General features: G+C 71.7%; 13 protein-coding genes and 1 pseudogene. 7 read left to right on the top strand and 7 right to left on the bottom strand.

Features of this window, described 5'->3' with window-relative positions:
• Window positions 1-75: 75 nt before the first annotated feature.
• Complete coding sequence (locus H7A73_RS02670; protein ID WP_182064547.1) at window positions 76-1,119, top strand: Gfo/Idh/MocA family protein; 1,044 nt, start codon at window positions 76-78, stop codon at window positions 1,117-1,119.
• 173 nt (window positions 1,120-1,292) lie between these two features.
• Here H7A73_RS02670 and H7A73_RS02675 read toward each other — a convergent pair whose 3' ends face one another.
• On the bottom strand, window positions 1,293-2,033 hold the full coding sequence (locus H7A73_RS02675) for an MBL fold metallo-hydrolase (RefSeq protein ID WP_182064548.1): 741 nt from the start codon (window positions 2,031-2,033) through the stop codon (window positions 1,293-1,295).
• 63 nt (window positions 2,034-2,096) lie between these two features.
• Between H7A73_RS02675 and H7A73_RS02680 the strand changes: the two genes are divergently transcribed.
• From H7A73_RS02680 to H7A73_RS02695, 4 genes are read left to right on the top strand one after another with little or no spacing between them, the layout of a single operon-like run.
• The gene (locus tag H7A73_RS02680; protein ID WP_182064549.1) at window positions 2,097-2,627 is read left to right on the top strand and encodes a hypothetical protein; all 531 of its coding nucleotides are present in this window, start codon (window positions 2,097-2,099) and stop codon (window positions 2,625-2,627) included.
• Between the two features lie 4 nt (window positions 2,628-2,631).
• Entirely contained in the window at window positions 2,632-3,663 is a 1,032-nt protein-coding gene (locus H7A73_RS02685) for a YihY/virulence factor BrkB family protein (RefSeq protein ID WP_182064550.1), read from the top strand.
• A 36-nt stretch (window positions 3,664-3,699) separates the two neighbouring features.
• Window positions 3,700-4,191 (top strand): DedA family protein, encoded by a 492-nt coding sequence (locus H7A73_RS02690; protein ID WP_182064551.1) that lies wholly within the window; start codon window positions 3,700-3,702, stop codon window positions 4,189-4,191.
• Between the two features lie 10 nt (window positions 4,192-4,201).
• Entirely contained in the window at window positions 4,202-4,897 is a 696-nt protein-coding gene (locus tag H7A73_RS02695) for an SDR family oxidoreductase (RefSeq protein ID WP_182064552.1), read from the top strand.
• Between the two features lie 7 nt (window positions 4,898-4,904).
• Here the strand turns inward: H7A73_RS02695 and H7A73_RS02700 are convergent, their stop codons facing one another.
• Window positions 4,905-6,476: an ABC-F family ATP-binding cassette domain-containing protein gene (locus H7A73_RS02700; protein WP_182064553.1), complete on the bottom strand. Its 1,572-nt coding sequence runs from the start codon at window positions 6,474-6,476 to the stop codon at window positions 4,905-4,907.
• Window positions 6,477-6,750: 274 nt separating this feature from the next.
• On the opposite strand from H7A73_RS02700, the gene H7A73_RS02705 reads away from it, so the two are divergent.
• Window positions 6,751-7,176 carry a DUF3151 domain-containing protein gene (locus H7A73_RS02705; protein WP_182064554.1) on the top strand — a complete coding sequence of 142 codons (426 nt, stop codon included), beginning with the start codon at window positions 6,751-6,753 and terminating at the stop codon, window positions 7,174-7,176.
• Between the two features lie 94 nt (window positions 7,177-7,270).
• Here H7A73_RS02705 and H7A73_RS02710 read toward each other — a convergent pair whose 3' ends face one another.
• The 4 genes and pseudogenes from H7A73_RS02710 to H7A73_RS02725 form a co-directional block, all read right to left on the bottom strand.
• Window positions 7,271-10,333, bottom strand: coding sequence for a glycoside hydrolase family 2 TIM barrel-domain containing protein (locus tag H7A73_RS02710; RefSeq protein WP_182064555.1), 3,063 nt, complete (start codon window positions 10,331-10,333; stop codon window positions 7,271-7,273).
• Window positions 10,330-11,265: a carbohydrate ABC transporter permease gene (locus H7A73_RS02715; protein WP_182064556.1), complete on the bottom strand. Its 936-nt coding sequence runs from the start codon at window positions 11,263-11,265 to the stop codon at window positions 10,330-10,332. Before H7A73_RS02715 ends, H7A73_RS02710 begins: the two co-directional genes overlap by 4 nt.
• A gap of 176 nt (window positions 11,266-11,441) precedes the next feature.
• Window positions 11,442-12,392, bottom strand: a pseudogene (locus H7A73_RS02720) (carbohydrate ABC transporter permease); the annotation flags it as partial.
• A complete protein-coding gene (locus H7A73_RS02725; RefSeq protein ID WP_182064558.1) occupies window positions 12,389-13,747 on the bottom strand; it encodes an extracellular solute-binding protein in 1,359 nt (452 codons plus the stop codon). The pseudogene H7A73_RS02720 and the gene H7A73_RS02725, both read right to left, overlap by 4 nt.
• Before the next feature lie 222 nt (window positions 13,748-13,969).
• Between H7A73_RS02725 and H7A73_RS02730 the strand changes: the two genes are divergently transcribed.
• Window positions 13,970-15,133, top strand: a complete 1,164-nt coding sequence (locus H7A73_RS02730) for a hypothetical protein (protein ID WP_182064559.1) — start codon at window positions 13,970-13,972, stop codon at window positions 15,131-15,133.
• A 137-nt stretch (window positions 15,134-15,270) separates the two neighbouring features.
• Here H7A73_RS02730 and H7A73_RS02735 read toward each other — a convergent pair whose 3' ends face one another.
• On the bottom strand, window positions 15,271-16,482 hold the full coding sequence (locus H7A73_RS02735; protein ID WP_182064560.1) for an MFS transporter: 1,212 nt from the start codon (window positions 16,480-16,482) through the stop codon (window positions 15,271-15,273).
• Between the last annotated feature and the right edge of the window lie 17 nt (window positions 16,483-16,499).

Consider the following 16,499-nt stretch of genomic DNA (forward strand, 5'->3'; position numbering starts at 1 on the left):
GACAGACTGGATGCACGCACCGCGGCGTCCGTGGTGCGTCGCCAACCACGACGGCAGTCACGAAGGAGTGCGCGCATGAGCGTCCGGATCATCCACGTCGGTCTCGGAGGGTGGGGCGGCAACTGGGCCCGCACCGCCATCCCGGAGGTGTCGGAAGTGCAGGTGGTCGGGATCGTCGACCCGTCGGCGCCGACGCTCGAGGCCGTGCGGACCGACCTCGGGCTCCCGGCCTCCGCTGCGTTCGGGTCCCTGACCGAGGCACTCGCCGCGGTCGACGCCGACGCCGTCGTCATCACCGCCCCGGCCGTGACGCACGTGCCGCTCGCGCTCGAGGCCCTCGACGCCGGCAAGCACGTCCTGGTCGAGAAGCCGTTCGCCAACACCACCGACGAGGCCGTCACCGCGGTCCGTCGCGCCGAGGAGCTCGGCCTGGTGCTGCAGGTCAGCCAGAACTACCGCTGGTACCCGGCACCGCGGGTGGTGCAGGAGATGCTCGAGGCGGACGTCGTCGGCGAGGTCTCCGCGATCAACGTCGACTTCCGGCAGTGGGACAACGACCAGCCCGCCGAGACGTACCCGCACTACCGGTTCCCGCACGCGATGATCAACGACATGGCGATCCACCACTTCGACCTGCTCCGGATGATCACGGGGCAAGAGGCCGTCCGGGTCTTCGCCAAGGCCAGCTACCCCGCCTACAGCAAGTACCAGGACGAAGCGGTCGCCTCGATGATCATCGAGCTCGACGGCGGCACGGTCGTCAACTACCGCGGCAGCTGGCTGAGCCGCGGCCCGCGCACCGCCTGGGCCGGCGAGTGGAGCATCGAGGGTGAGGACGGCGAGCTCTGGTTCACGAGCCGCGACGGTGAGCCGAACGCGGTCGACGGCGACCGGGTCACCGTCCGCCGCACGCAGGACGACGTCGCCGAGTCGGTCGAGCTCCCCGTGCTCGCGCACACGGACCGCCAGGGCGGGCTGCAGGCGTTCGCGCGATCGGTGCAGGGCGGCCCCGCCCCGGAGACGAGCGGGCGCGACAACCTGCGGAGCCTCGCGCTGATGGAGGCTGCCGGCCGCTCCGCGGCGTCCGGCCTGCCCGAGGACGTCGTCGTCCCGTCCTGACCGCGACCACCCACGGCCTGGAGGTGCGGGGCGGGCCCGCACCGCGCCTCCAGGCCGGCTCGGGTCGCGTCCACCGCCGCCAAGGCGACAGTGCGCTGCGGAACGTCCGCGGCACCCTGTCGCGTTCGTGCACCAGACCCGGTGGGGTCCGCCTCATCTGTCGCTTCCGCGCGTCAGGCGGCGCCAGCCGCCCGCCGCGCCTGCGCGACGGCACTCCGCACACCGAGCGACCAGCCCGGTCCGTGGCCGGGCAGCACGTGCTTCGCCTCGGTGTCCGCGAGCCGGTCCAGCGACGCGACCGCCGTGTCGACGTCGGACGTCGCCGCCGGTGCCACGATCCGGGGTCCGATCCCGCCCGTGTACGGGTCGAAGGTGACGAGCGCATCCCCGGCGATCACGGCGTCGCGGTCGGCGAAGTGCAGTGCCACGTGCCCGTCGGTGTGCCCCGGGGTCTCGATGATCCACGGGGTGCCCGGCACGTCGGCGCGGTTCTCCAGCGGTTCGGTGTCCGTGATGCCGTCGACGGTGACCGCTCCGGCCAGGAGCATCCGGCCCAGCGGGCGCAGACCGCCCGGGTGGAGCGCGACGAACCCGGCACGGTTCGTTTGCGGCCGGTACGAGTACGGGTGCGCGGCGAGGTGCCGGTCGCCCGGGTGGACGAACACCGGCGTGCCCCAGTCGCGGTGCATCCGTGCGGCGGTACCGACGTGGTCGAAGTGCCCGTGCGTGAGCAGGAGCCCCTCGACCTGGTCGGGCGTGTACCCGAGGTCGTGCACGGCGAGCTGCAGGTGCGGCCACGCGGCGGGCAACCCCGCATCGACGACGAGCAACCGATCGCCGGTCTCGACGAGGTAGGTGTTGGTGTGTGCGATCTCGAGGCGGTGGATCCCCTCGGCGGCGTCCCGGAAGAGCATGTGCGGCACGGTAGACGCGGCCTGCTGGGCACGATCCCGGGTGGGACGTGTACGAAATGGGGAATGGCCAAGGACAGTCTGCCCGAGCTCGAACTCGCCAACGTGCGCACCCGCGAAGGCATCACGGACACCGTGACGGAGCTGAAGCGACGCGCGGACCTGCCCGCCCGCACCCGTCTCGCGGTCGCCAAGACGAAGCAGCGGTGGCACCGTGACCCCACGCCCCTGGTGGCGATGGGCATCACCGGGCTGACCGGTGTCGCGGCGATCGTCCTCGGCATCGCGCTGCGGAACCGCCCCGCCGGGCACCTGGCCGCGCCGCCGGAGAACTCGGCGTTCACCGCGCTGCTGCCGTTCGGTGCGCGCGGCGACGCCCCCTCGGCGAAGGAGCAGGCCCAGGCAGGCCGGAAGGGCCGGAAGGCGCGGGCCAAGGCGGCCGAGGAAGCCCTCGAGCAGGACCCGGCGCACAAGGCGCGCGTGAAGCAGCAGGTCGGCATCGCGGCAGTGCAGCGACGGGCGAACAAGAACCGCAAGCAGGCGGTCAAGCGGTCGAAGCAGGCCGCGAAGCGGGCGAACACGGCGCGGAAGGGCTGAGACGATGACCGGCGCACAGCAGAAGCCGGATCCGGACGACGCCCGGAAGCCGGACAACCCCACCGACCTTAAGAAGCCGACGCTCGTCTACACGCTGAAGAAGACGCTGCGCGAGTTCACGAGTGACCAGTGCACGGACCTCGCCGCGAGCCTGACGTACTACTCGGTGCTCGCGCTGTTCCCCGGGCTGCTGGCGGTCGTGTCGATCCTCGGGCTGGTGTCCGACCCGAAGAAGACGATCGACACACTGCTCGACATCATCGGCAACATCGGGTCGCAGCAGGTCGTCGAACTGATCCGGGATCCGGTCGAGGGGCTCGTCCGCTCGCCCGCTGCTCCCATCACGTTCATCGTCGGCATCGTCGGTGCGCTCTGGTCGGCCTCCGGCTACGTCGGCGCCTTCGGTCGCGCGATGAACCGGATCTACAACGTCCGCGAGGGCCGCCCGATCTGGAAGCTCCGCCCGACCATGCTCGGCGTGACCGTCACCACGGTCGTCCTGCTCGTGGTCGGTCTGCTGGTGCTGGTGAGCGCGCCGCTCGCCCGCAGCTTCGGCGACGTCATCGGCCTCGGCGACGTGGCCGTCACCGTCCTGTCGATCGTGCAGTGGCCGATCCTGCTCGTCATCGCGATCATCGTCGTCGCCGTGCTCTACTACTGGTCGCCGAACGTCAAGCAGCCGAAGTTCACCTGGGTCAGCGGCGGGTCGATCCTGGCGCTCCTCATCTGGATCATCGCGAGCGTCGGCTTCGGGTTCTACGTCGGGAACTTCTCGAACTACAACGCCACGTACGGCTCGCTCGGTGGGGTCATCGTGTTCCTGCTCTGGATCTGGATCACGAACAACGCCCTGCTCTTCGGTGCCGAGTTCGACGCCGAGATCGAGCGGGGTCGCGAGCTGCAGGCCGGCATCCGCGCGGAGGAGGACATCCAGCTCCCCGAGCGCGACACCCGCCAGATCGAGAAGCAGGACGAGAAGCGTGCGCAGGACGTGCTGGAGGGCATCCGCATCCGCCAGGGCGTCGACAACGACTGACGGTCGGTCCCCGGGTCGGGGCGCTACCGTGCGAGCGTGCCGTCCTTCCTCGAGGGGCTCCCGTTCCGGTGGCTCGTCCTCGCGCTCTTCCTGGTCGTGTTCTGCCGCGCGCAGGCCACGTACTGGGTCGCGCGGCTCGCGGTGGCGGGTGCGTCCCGCTCGCGGTGGGGTGGCTGGTTGCGCTCGCCAGCCGTCCGTCGCGGTTCGGCGTTGCTCGACCGCTGGGGCCTGCCCGTCGTGACGGTGAGCTTCGTCGTGGTCGGCCTGCAGACGGTGATGAACGCCGCAGCCGGGCTGGCACGGGTCGCCTGGTGGCGGTACACGATCGCGATGGTGCCGGGGTGCGTGGCGTGGGCGCTCCTGTACGCGACCGTCGGGCTCGCGGTGTTCTGGGCCGTCGTCGCGGCGCTCGCCGGCTCGCCGTGGGGCATCGCGGCGCTCGTGGGTCTCGTGGTCACCGCCGGTGTCGCGCTGACGGTGCTGCGTCGTCGCCGCGACCGCACAGGAGGCCCATCCCGGCTTCCGTAGGCTGGCCCACGTGACGACAGAACCGCTCCAGAACCGTCCGGTCGCCCTGGTGACCGGAGCCACCCGCGGCATCGGCCGTGCGATCGCCGCCGACCTCGGCCGCACGCATCACGTGCTCGTCGGCGGCCGGTCCGCCGACGCCGTGGACTCCATCGTCCAGGAGCTGCCGAGTGCTGCGCCGTTCGTCGGTGACCTCGGCGCGGGCGAGGTCCCGGCGCTGCCCGAGCGGCTCGACGTGCTCGTGCACTCGGCCGGCGTCGAGCAGGGCACCACCGTCGCCGAGACCCCGCGTGCCGTGTGGGAGCAGGTCTTCGCGACGAACGTGTTCGCGGTCGCCGAGCTCACCCGGGCGGCGCTGCCGGCACTGCGGGTGGCGCGAGGCATCGTCGTACCGATCAACAGCGGGTCCGGGTTCCACTCCGGCCCCGGCGGTGGCGTGTACGCGGCGTCGAAGTTCGCGCTGCGGGCCTTCGCCGACGCCCTGCGTGAGGAGGAACGGGCGAACGGCGTCCGGGTGTCGAGCGTGCACCCGGGCCGCACCGACTCGGACATGCAGCGGCAGCTCGTGGCGAAGCTCGGGGAGTCCTACGACACCGACTACTACCTGGCGCCGGAGGACGTCGCCGCCGCGGTCCGCACCGTCGTCGACCTGCCCGAGCGCGGCACGGTCGAGTCGCTCGCGATCCGACCGACCCGACGGCGCTGACCGCGGGTTACGTCAGCTCGATGCGCGCGTCGAGCTCCAGCCGCTCCAGGAACGTCGCGTCGTGGCTCACCACGACGAGTGCTCCTCGGTAGGCCCGCAGCGCGTCGACGAGCTGGTCGACGCTCGTCAGGTCGAGGTCGTTCGTCGGTTCGTCGAGCACGAGCAGCTGCGGCGGCGGGTCGGCGAGCACCAGGGCCGCCAGCGCCACCCGGAACCGCTCCCCGCCGGACAGGTCCCCGGCCGGGCGGTCGACGGTGTCCCCGCGCACCAGGAACTTCGCCAGCCGGTTGCGGACTTCGGCGACGGGGACGTGCGGGGCGTCCCGGCGCACGTTGTCGAGCACCGTGGCGGTGTCGTCCAGGCTGTCCTTCCGTTGCGGCAGGTACGCGATCCGGTCGACGTGGGCGACGGCCGTGGTCTCGGGCAGCGGGTGCTCCCGGGCCGCGGGGTCGCCGACCAGCTGTTCGAGCAGGGTGGACTTGCCGACGCCGTTGTCCCCGGTGACGGCGATCCGTTCCGGCCCCTGCACGATCACGTCCCGTCCACGCACCGTGACGGTCGCGATCCGCCGTGACGCCGGCACGTCCGGGTCGGGCAGGGTGACGTGGATCGACTCGTCGTCCCGCAGGCGGAGCTCGGCCTCGCGCTTGGCGGCGAGCGCGGCGGCTTCGTCGTCCGCGTACCCGACGCGCAGTCGGCCGGCGGTCTCCTGTGCTTTCTTCCGCTGCTCGTTCGCCAGGATCTTCGGCATCGAGCGGCCCGCCTTCGCACCGGCCTTCGCACGACGCGCGATCTTCGTCTCCGCCCCGATGCGCTGCCGCTTCTCGGTGCGGTGCCGCTGCTCGGCGACGCGGACCTCGCGTTCGACGGCCGCCTGCTGCACGGCCAGGTGCTCCTCGAACGCGCTGAACGTCCCGCCGAAGACCGTCACCGCCCCGGCGCGGAGCTCCACGGTCTCGTCGACGTGCTCGAGGAGCTCCCGGTCGTGGCTGACGAGCACGAGCGTGCCGCGCCAGTCGTCGACCAGGTCGAGGAGCAGCCCGCGGGCCCGGCGGTCCAGATTGTTCGTCGGCTCGTCCAGGAACACGATCGGCCGGGCGCGCAACCGCACCCCGGCGACCGCGACGAGCACCGACTGCCCGCCGGACAGCGTCGACACCGGCCGGTCGAGGTCGTCGCCGTCGATCCCGACCCGGTCGAGCACGGCGGCGGCCCGTTCCTCAAGGTCCCAGTCGTCGCCGACTGCCTCCAGCTGTGCGGCCGTGGCGTCGCCGGCCAGGACGGCCCGGAGCGCGGTGAGTGTGGGCCGGACGCCGAGCAGGTCGGCGACGGTGTCGTCGGCACCCGTCGCCAGGCGCTGCGGCAGGTGGTCGACGGGACCCGACGTCGCGATGCTGCCCGACGTGGGGTGGAGCCGGCCGGTCGCGAGCCGGACCAGCGTGGACTTGCCGGCCCCGTTCCTCCCGACCAGGCCGGTCCGGCGCTGTCCGAAGGCGGCGGTGAGGTGGTCGAGCGCGACGGTGCCGTCGGGCCAGGCGAAGGTGACGTCGTGCAGGACGACGGACGGACTGGTGGGCATGGGGGTGTCTCCCGGTGTCGATGCTGGGCGCACGACACCGAGGCCACCGCGGTGCGGTGGAGCGCCCGACGGGGCGCGCGATCACGGTGTCAGCGCGTGGGCTGAGCGGTACCGGTGATCGACAGCAATCCGTCTGCTTCCGTCGGGGGACCCCCGTGTCCGCCATCCGTTCCGCCGGTCGGTCTCCCGCCCCGGCGGCCCCGCGATGACGACGAGGTGACCTCCACGGTAATCCCGTGACGCGGGCACCCGCAAGGGATGACAGGCTGGGGGCATGCCGGAGAACCTGTTGCCGACCCCGTCGTCGAACCCCGAGACCCTGCTGCCCGCCGAGCCGGAGGTCACCGCCGCGATCGAGGCGGACGCCCCCGTCGCCAGCGTGGTGGTGTCCTACCCGTCGTCGAGCCTGGCGTGGGCGCTGCTCGCCGACGAGGCGTGGGCGCGCGGCGCGACCCTCGAGTCCTACGCGTACGCCCGTGTCGGGTACCACCGTGGGCTCGATGCCCTGCGCAAGGCCGGCTGGCGCGGTGTCGGTCCGGTGCCGTGGTCGCACGAACCGAACCGAGGCGTGCTGCGGGCGCTGTTCGCCCTGCGCCGTGCCGCCGAGGCGATCGACGAGCCCGGCGAGCCGGAGCGCCTGACCGACTTCCTGAACGCGAGCGACCCCGAAGCCCTGCGGGCCCTGTCCGCCGGCGCGTAGGTCCCGCACGCGGAACACCGGTGTTCGCACTGCACGCCGCGGGATGCGGGTGTGCAACGTGCGGACACCGGTGTCTTGCGGGGCCGCCGCCCGCCTAGCCCAGCAGCACGCTCCAACTGAACGCCTGCGGCCAGAGCTGGTGCTCCGGCAACACGTCGAGCCCGCACGCCCGGCTGCCGAGCCCGTGCTGCGCGGCGTCGAGGTACAGGTACAGGTGGTCGGACGTCGGCAGCTCGTACGGGTGCTCGGCACGGTCGATCTGCTGCGCGGTCCACGGCGACAGCGTGAACCCCGCACGGTGCGACCCCACCGTGGTCACGGTGAACGGCCCGACGGACAGCTCCCGCAGGTCGGGCCGGTGCCCGGTCTCCTGCGGCCGCGAGTACGCCACCCCGAGCGCTCGCACCGGCGCGGTGAACCGGCCGACACGGGCAGCGTGCGAGGAATCGGCGTACGACTCCAGCGGTCCGGTCCCGAACCAGGTGGCGTCCGCATCGGCCAGCGATGCCGGCAGGTCGAACCGCACCCCGATCCGCGGCCAGGTGACGTCCCAGGCGCCGAACGGCACGGCGTCGGTCTGCAGCACGAGCCCGTCGGACGTCAGGGTCCAGCGGTGCGTGACCTCCAGCCCCCACCCGCTGTTCGCCGCAGCGACGCGGACACGCTGCTCCAGACCGGAGTCGGAGCGTGACACCGACACCAGCCGGTGCGTCAGCCGGTCCAGCCCGCGATCGCGCCAGCGCGTCGCCGACGGGGGAGCGCTCGGGTCGCCGACTCCGTGCGTGAGCACCGGGTCCGCGGTCTCGTAGCCGCCCTGTGACGCCAGGCTGTCGTTGTCCGTGGGCGCTCGCCAGAGCTCCAGGCGGGGCCCGGCGACCTCGTGGTCCTTCCAGGACACCAGGTCACCGCGGGCGTTGAACGTTCCCGCGCCCAGGTGGTCGCCGTCCCACCCCTGCCGGGAGGCCCGTGGTGCGTCCGCCGCGCGCGCCGCGACGAGCCGCTGGGTGCGTGCGACGACGTGGCCGGTGTCCGCCCACGCGGTCGGCCCCGCCAGTTCCACGGTCAGGTCGAACCAGAGCTCGTCGCCTGGTGCGAGTTCGGACGTGACCGCGTCGAGCACCTCCGAGGGCACCGGGACCGTCGCCGACTCCCGAGCGGCGACGATGCCCGCGGCCAGGCGCCCCGAGGCCTCGACGACGCCGTTCCGCGACAGGGTCCAGCACAGCCGGAGCCCGGCGGTCGAAGCCGAGTGGTACCGGTTCTCGACCAGCACCGTCGTGTCCGAGACCGCCAGGCGGATCGGGGCCACGACGGCGGCGAACTCGGCGAGCCCCGGCGTCGGGGTGTCGTCGGGCAGCACCAGGCCGTCCATCACGAAGTTGCCGTCGTGCACGACCTCGCCGAAGTCCCCGCCGTACGCGTAGTAGTCCTCGCCCGTGGGCGTCTTCGCGAGCAGGCCGTGGTCCCGCCACTCCCACACGAACCCGCCGTGCAGCCGTGGGTACCGGTCGACAAGGGCCTCGTACTCGGCGATCTGCCCGGGGCCGTTGCCCATCGCGTGCACGTACTCGCAGTGGATGAACGGCTTCGACCGCTGCCGAGCGGCCTCGGCCGGGCCGCAGCCGAGCAGGGGCGTCGGGGTGCCGCCGCCGATCGACTCGGTCTCCTGCAGCGTCGGGTACATCCGTGAGTAGACGTCCGTGTACTCGCCCGTGTAGTCGCCCTCGTAGTGCACGGGGCGCTCGGCGTCGCGGTCGTGCACCCACTGCGACATCGCCGCGAGGTTCCGGCCGGTGCCGGACTCGTTGCCGAGCGACCACATCACGATCGACGCGTGGTTCTTGTCGCGCTCGACGGTGCGGGCGATGCGGTCCAGGTAGGCCTCGGCCCACGCCGGGTCGTCCGAGGGGTTGCCCACCCAGTCGGTGAACAGGAACCCGTGGGTCTCCAGGTCGCACTCCAGGATCACCCAGAACCCGAGCTCGTCGGCCAGGTCGAGCACGCGGGGGTGCGGCGGGTAGTGCGAGGTGCGGATCGCGTTGACGTTGTTCCGCTTCATCAGCGCCATGTCGGCGCGGGCGTGCGCCTCGTCGAACACCCGGCCGCGCACGGGGTGGGTCTCGTGCCGGTTCACGCCGTGGAACACCACGCGCTCACCGTTCACCAGGAACCGGTCGCCGACGATCGACACGGTGCGGAACCCGAGCCGGAGCGAGACGGTCTCGCCACCGACGGTACCGCCCGAGGCGCCCGAGGCGCCCGAGCCGGCCGCCGCGGAACCGGTCGACAGCGTCGCGTCGTACAGCTTCGGCAGTTCGGCGCTCCACGGTTCGACGCCCTCGACCTCGATCGGCGCGACGTCGTCCGCCGCGGCCCAGGTCACGTCGACGCCCAGGTCGGGCACCGTGAACCGCACCGGGAAGACCGCGTCGAGCGTCGGGAACGTGATCGTGCCGGTCCCCGTCTCCGGCCGTCCCGACGCCGCGGTGCCCGCCGAGGCAGCCGTGCCGAGCGTCGCCCGCCATCCAGCGCGCACGAACACGTCGTCGATCGGCGCCGTGGGCCGGGCGAGCAGGGTGACGTCACGGAAGATGCCGGGCAGCCACCACTGGTCCTGGTCCTCCAGGTAGGACGCCGCCGACCACTGGTGCACCCGCACCGCGAGCTCGTTCGCCCCCGGGCGCACCAGTTCGGTGACGTCGAACTCGGTCGCCAGGCGGGAGCCCGTCGACCACCCCACGAGTGTCCCGTTCAGCCACACCCGGAAGTGCGACTCGACCCCGTCGAACCGCAGCAGCACCCGGGCGGCACCGTCGAACGACGACGGCAGCTCGAACGTGCGGCGGTGGTCTCCGGTCGGGTTCTCCTCCGGCGGGTGCGGCGGTTCGATCGGGAACGGGTACTGCAGGTTCGTGTAGCTCGGCGCCCCGTGGCCGTGCAGCACCCAGTGCGACGGCACCGGGAGCTCGCCCCAGGCCGGGTCGTCGTCCTCCCCACCCTCGGTCGCGAAGTCCTCGGAGACCGAGGCGACGGGCGACCACCGGAACCGCCAGTCCCCGTTCAGCGACAGGGACGGGGCGTCGGTGTGCAGCCAGGCACGGGGTGCCAGCCGCGAGTCGGAGCCGGGTGCGGTGGACGAGAGTGCGGAGTGGGTCAACCCTTGACCGATCCTTCCGTGAGGCCTCCACGCCAGAAGCGCTGGAGGACGATGATGGCGATGACGAGCGGGATGACCGAGACGAGCACCCCGCCGGTGGTGAGTTGGTAGAACTCCGGCAGGCGGTCGACCTGCGAGCGCCAGTTGTTCAGACCCAGTGTTATCGGGTACAGCTTCTGGTCTGCCAGCATGATGAGCGGCAGGAAGAAGTTGTTCCAGATCCCGACCACCTGGAACAGGAACACGGTGACGAGCGCCGGGGTCATCTGCCGGAGCACCACGGTGTGGAAGATCCGCAGTTCACCGGCCCCGTCGATGCGTGCCTGCTCGAGGAGCGCCGTGTCCACCGACGCCGCGGCGTACACCCGGCACAGGAACAGGCCGAACGGCGAGACGAGGCTCGGGATGAGCACACTCCAGTACGTGTCCGTCAGGCCCATCGACGAGAACAGCAGGAACAGCGGCAGCGCCGTCGCGGTCCCCGGCACGAGCACACCGCCGAGGATCGTGCCGAACACGAACTGGCGCCCCCGGAAGTCGTACTTCGCCAGCGCGTACCCGCCGGCCGCGGCGAAGTAGGTCGCCAGGACGGCACCGACGCCGGAGTACAGGATGCTGTTCGCGATCCACCGGACGAAGATGCCGCCGTCGTAGGTGAACACCTGCTGCAGGTTGCTCCAGAGCGCGAACTCGCCGCCGAACCAGAACCCGTTCGTCGAGAACAGTGCACCCGTGGTCTTCGTCGCGGCGATGACGACCCAGTACAGCGGGACGATGAAGTACAGCGCGACGATGACGAGGATCCCCGTGACGACGATCTGCGACCGGGGGGACCGGTCGAGCTTGCGGCGCTGGTGCGCACTGATCGACGTGGTGTCGACCGGGACCGCGGTCTTCGCCGTGGCCGGCGCTTCGATGGCTTCGCTGGTCATGCGTCCGCCCCCTTCGTGACGTTGATGCCGTGGTCCGGACCGGAGCGGTCCTGGAGGCGCGGTGCGGCCTGGGTGGTGACCGTCCCGGCCGACATGACGCGCGTCTGGAGCGCGGCCCGCGCCTCCTGGCCGTCCCGCTTCGCCCGCTTGCGGCGATCTCGTTCGTCCTTCGGCGGACGGTTCGTCAGCGCGAGGAACGTGAACGACAGGATGAACGCGGCCAGGGCGATGATGACCGCCTGCGCACTCGCGACGCCGTACTCGTTGAACGCGAACGCGTTCGTGTAGGCGGCGTAGTTCGGCGTGTACTCGGTGTCGATCGCGGGGGCGACCGTGGACAGGATCTGCGGCTCCGCGAAGAGCTGCAGGGTGCCGATGATCGAGAACACCGTCGTGAGCACCAGGGCCGGTGCGATGAGCGGGATCTGGATCCGCCACGCGACCTGGAACGCGTTCGCGCCGTCCACCTTGGCGGCCTCGTAGACCTCGCCGGGGATGGACTTCAGCTGCGCCACGATGATGAGCATGTTGTAGCCGGTGTACGTCCACGTGACGATGTTCGCGATCGACCACAGCACGCTGTCCGCGCCGAGGAAGTCCGGCTGCAACCCCATCGACTGCAGCAGCGACACGATGGGCGACAGGCCGGGCACGTACAGGAACGACCACAGGATCGTGGCGATGACGCCGGGGACGCCGTACGGCATGAAGTAGATCGCCCGGAAGAAGCCCGGCCAGCGGGCGCTCGCCGACTCGAGCAGCAGCGCGAGGATCGTGCAGGCGATGATCATCACCGGGACCTGGACGATGCCGAAGAGCAGCATGCGGCCGATCGAGGCGACGAACCCGCTGTCCTGCAGGGCGATCGCGTAGTTGTCGAACCCGGCGAACCGGCCGACGACGCCGTCCTCACCGAACAGGCCCTCGCGGTCGACGGTGGTGAACGACTGGAACAGGGCGCTGATGATCGGGATCACGAACGTCAGCAGGAACAGGGCCAGGAACGGAGCGAGCAGGATCCACGGGGCACGCTTCTGCGCGCTCGTGGCCTTCGTGCTCGTGCGGAAGGCGGGACTGCCGCCAGCCGGACGACCGGTGGACCGTGGGGTGGTGGTCTGCTGGGTCATCGTGCCGTCCTGACGCTGAGGCCCTTGTCCTTGAAGGACTGGACGATCTCCCGCTGTGCCAGCTCCACCGCGTCACTGAGCTTCAGGCCCGAGGTGAGCTTGCGGCGGAACTGGTTCTGCAGGCTGGTGAAGGCCGACTGGGTCACCGGGGACCAGGACCAGTCGATGTTCTGTTCCTTCGAGGCCGGCACGAAGACGTCCTCGTTGTAGTTCTGGCCGGAGAACCACTCCGACGGCTTCTCGCGCTGCGCCCCGATGTAGTCGACGGCGGGCGACCAGCCGATGCCGCAGTACTTGATCATCGCGTCGATGCCCGCCTTCGAGGTGGTCATCCACGTGATGAACTCGAGCGCCTCCTTCGGGTGCTTCGCGTTCGCCAGGACCGCGGCGGTGGAACCGCCGATGGCACTCGAGCCGAAGCCGTCGGCGCCCCACTTCTGCATCGGGGCGACCTTCCACTTGCCCTCGCCGCCCTGCACCGACTCGATCAGGGCGTCACCCCAGCTCGCACTCGTGACCGCGGCGATCTTGCCGCTCGCGGCCGCCGCGTACCACCCGGGGGAGTACGCGCCGGCACTCGTGTCGACGAGCTCGTCGTCGATCACACCGTCGAAGAAGTCCGCGACCATCAGGGTCTTGTCGTCGGTCATGTCGACGACCCACTCGTCGCCGTCGACCGTGAACCAGCGCGCACCGGCCTGCTGTGCGTACGCGGCGAACGGTGAGGCGTCGGCGACCGGGAACACCTCGAGGTAGTTCTGCTTCCCGGTGCTCCGGACCTTGTCGGCCAGGTCACGCCACTCGTCCCACGTCGTCGGGGGTTCGCCGCCGGCCTGCTCGAGGATCGCGGTCTGGTAGTAGAACCCCATCGGGCCGGTGTCCTGCGGGATGCCGTAGATGCCGTCGACGAACGACACCTGCGCCCATGCGGCCTCGTCGTACTTCGACTCGAAGTCCTTCGCGCCGTACCGGGCCAGGTCGACCAGGCCGTTCGCGAGCATGAACTCGGGGATCTGCCGGAGCTCGACCTGCCCGATGTCCGGGCCGCCGCCGGCCGCGAGCGCGGAGTACATCTTCTGGTACCCGCCGCTGTTGCCGCCGGGGATCCAGTTCGCGGTCACCTGGATGTCCGGATGCGTCTCGTTCCAGACGTCGCAGACCTTCTGCAGGTCCTTGAGCCAGGCCCAGTAGGTGAGCCGGACGGTCTCACCCGAGGCTGCGGCGGGCACGAGGGCCGCCTTGTTGACGTTGGTCGAGCCCGGGACCGCACAGCCGGCGAGGAGTCCCGCCGCCGCGGTGCCGAGGCCGAAGCCCAACAGGTGTCGTCTCGTGATGGGTCGTGGTCGTGGCGCCATTGCCGCACTCCGTTCGTCGTTGATCGGGGTTGTCCACACCCAACCACAGAACCGAACGCCGGTGTGGTTTCGTGGCCGACTCGTTGCCGTGTCCGAGCCGGCCCGGGGTCGCCTGGGTGTTCCCTCCCGACTGCGGACGAGCGCAGGTCGACGGGTGGAGTGTTGTCGCACGTGAGAGCGCCGGGGCTCATCGGCTCCGGCATCCGTCCGAGAGGAGCTGCCATGACGTCGACCAACGCGACGAGCGAACTGCACCGGATCCTGGGAGAGCGGCTGGAGGGCGGAGGCACCTGGGCCTGGGCGTACGCCGACGTCTCGGGCAACGTCGAGGACCCACGACGGCAGGCGGCACTCCGACTGCGCGGGATCGAGGAGACCCTCCGTGCGCAGGGCGCGTCCGACGCGGTCGTCGACCTGGTCGCCGCCGAGTTCGAGCAGGAGCCGGGCGTCCCGTCGCCGGTCGCGCGCTACGTCCTGGTGCACGACGACGTCGTGGTGCTGAGCGAGGTCCTGCCCGGGCACCTGCACGGACCGGAGTCCGTGGGGGTCGGTGCCGTGCCGGACCTGGTGCCGCTCGTCGCCCACCGCCCGGTCGACCTGCCGTTCCTGGTGGTCCACGCCGGCAAGGAGGGCGGGGCGTTCCGCGCCTACCGCCTCGGGCACGCGCCGGTCGCGGGGAACACGTCCGAGCAGCAGGTCCAGGGTCGCAACGACACCCTGCACTACGCGAAGGCCGGCACCGGGTGGAAGCAGCCGCACTGGCAGCAGCACACCGAGGAGATCTGGAAGCAGAACTCGTCGGAGACCGCGGCCGCCGTCGACGAGACCGTACGGACGATCCGCCCCGGTCTGGTCGTCGTCGCCGGTGACGTCACCGCGCGCGAGCTGCTGGTGAAGGCGTTCTCGGCCGAGACCCGGGCGCTCGTCTCGGTCTTCCCCGGTGATCCCCGCGCGGACGCCGCAGCGAAGCAGGCGTTCGTCGAGCACGTCGAGACCGCGCTCGCCCGTGTCGTCGCCACTCGTCGCCACGACCTCGAGGATGCGCTCCGCACCCACGTCGGCCGCGGCGACAACCAGGTCGTGACCGGTCTCGGGCCGGTCGTCGAGGCGCTGCAGCAGGCCCAGGGCGCCACGATCGCGCTCGACGCGGTGGCCGTCGGGGACCGGACGCTGCTCGCGCTGGCGGGGGCGCCCTGGGTCGCGACCGCGCCGGAGCAGGCCGTCGGTGTGCCGGTCATCGCCGCCGTCCCCGCCGTGTGCGCGCTCGTCCGTGCGGCGGTGCTGACGGATGCGGAGCTCGTGCTCGTCAACGCCGCGTCCCTGCCCGCAGGCGCCCCCGCGGCCGCGCTGCTCCGCTGGCCGGTCGGTCCGGTGGTCCCCGCGTGAGCCGGAGTGCGAGCTGACCTGGTCGAAACGCGCGTACCCGGTCGAAACGGGCGTACCTGGTCGGTTCTTCCGACCGGGTACGCCCGTTCCGGCAAGGCATCGCACGTGTCCTGGGAAGGAACGAACGGGGCGAGGAGTCAGTCGTGCGAGCGGTCGCGGCTGGGCACCAGCGGGACCGCCAGCAGCGGGAGCACCGCCACGATGCCGAACGACGCCGCGAACCCGAGCGCACCGACCAGGGCGCCGATGCCCGGACCGACGGCGCTCGCCGCGATGAACTGCCCGGTGTTCTGCGCCCCGAGTGCCCGGCCCGACCAGAACGGTCCCGCCGCCTCGGCGACCGACGTGTAGGCCAGCCCGTTGTCCGCGACCGTCACACTCGTCGCGAGCACCAGGAACACCGCAGCCCCGGCCAGGTGCGTCGCGTCGACGACCGCGAGCACCGCCATCACCACCGCGGCGCTCACCGCGACGATGCGCAGGGGTCCGACGCGCGATCCGGCACGGTCGCTCCAGCCACCGACCAGGATCCGGCCGATCGCCCCGACGAACTGCGCGGCGCCGACGAGCAGCCCGGCCGCCGGTGTCGACCAGCCGAGGCCCACGAGCCAGACCAGCCCGTACGTCGACAGGGTGAACTGCGGCACGACGAGCAGGACCGAGACCGCGTGCACCCGCCACAGGAAGCCGCTCGACCGGTAGGGGTTGGCGGTCATCGTCGTCGCGACCGTGGCCCGGGCCGGGCGTGGCGGGTCGGTGATCCCGATCGCGCAGCAGACGGCGAGCACCGCGCACAGCACGATCGGCAGGACCAGGGCCGCGCGGATCCCGGACCCCTCGGCGAGCTGCGGCACCGTGACCGCCGCGAGCGTCACCCCGAGCGGTTGCGACATCTGCCGGATGCCCATCGCGAGTCCCCGGCGCTCCTTCGGGAACCACCCCACCACGACCCGGCCGCTCGCGGCGTTCGTCGAGGCACTCGTCATGCCGGCGGCCAGGAACGCCGACCCGAGCAGCACCGGGTCGCCCGCAGCCAGCCATGCAGCGACCACGGCCAGCGTGGTGAGCACGAGGCCGCCGGCGATGACGACGCGCTCGCCGAACCGGTCGGTGATCGCACCCCAGGCGATGAGCGTCAGGACCATGCCGAACGTCGGAGCAGCGGCGAGCAGCCCGGCGGCCGGCAGGGACGTACCGCGGCTGAGCAGGTGGGGGATGAGGAGCGCCGGCGCGGACACGACGAGCGTCCCCGCCGCCTGGGCCGCGACCCCGAGGGCGAGCATCGTCCAGGCGCGGGCGGAGACCGGCGGCGTCGTGGTCGATCTCGGCGGGGCGTCGGTCGTGGGCATGGGTCGTCTCGGCCGTT

It is taken from the genome of Curtobacterium sp. ME12, from assembly GCF_903970855.1.
In the GTDB taxonomy this organism is placed as follows: domain Bacteria; phylum Actinomycetota; class Actinomycetes; order Actinomycetales; family Microbacteriaceae; genus Curtobacterium; species Curtobacterium poinsettiae_A.

What these genes read in the sequence shown, in the direction of transcription:
- H7A73_RS02700 (WP_182064553.1), bottom strand. Translation starts at nt 6,476, where the DNA reads ATGCCCACCAGTCCGTCCGTCGTCCTGCACGACGTCACCTTCGCCTGG.
- H7A73_RS02725 (WP_182064558.1), bottom strand. Translation starts at nt 13,747, where the DNA reads ATGGCGCCACGACCACGACCCATCACGAGACGACACCTGTTGGGCTTC.
- H7A73_RS02715 (WP_182064556.1), bottom strand. Translation starts at nt 11,265, where the DNA reads ATGACCAGCGAAGCCATCGAAGCGCCGGCCACGGCGAAGACCGCGGTC.
- H7A73_RS02705 (WP_182064554.1), top strand. Translation starts at nt 6,751, where the DNA reads ATGCCGGAGAACCTGTTGCCGACCCCGTCGTCGAACCCCGAGACCCTG.
- H7A73_RS02735 (WP_182064560.1), bottom strand. Translation starts at nt 16,482, where the DNA reads ATGCCCACGACCGACGCCCCGCCGAGATCGACCACGACGCCGCCGGTC.
- H7A73_RS02670 (WP_182064547.1), top strand. Translation starts at nt 76, where the DNA reads ATGAGCGTCCGGATCATCCACGTCGGTCTCGGAGGGTGGGGCGGCAAC.
- H7A73_RS02685 (WP_182064550.1), top strand. Translation starts at nt 2,632, where the DNA reads ATGACCGGCGCACAGCAGAAGCCGGATCCGGACGACGCCCGGAAGCCG.
- H7A73_RS02675 (WP_182064548.1), bottom strand. Translation starts at nt 2,033, where the DNA reads ATGCTCTTCCGGGACGCCGCCGAGGGGATCCACCGCCTCGAGATCGCA.
- H7A73_RS02680 (WP_182064549.1), top strand. Translation starts at nt 2,097, where the DNA reads ATGGCCAAGGACAGTCTGCCCGAGCTCGAACTCGCCAACGTGCGCACC.
- H7A73_RS02730 (WP_182064559.1), top strand. Translation starts at nt 13,970, where the DNA reads ATGACGTCGACCAACGCGACGAGCGAACTGCACCGGATCCTGGGAGAG.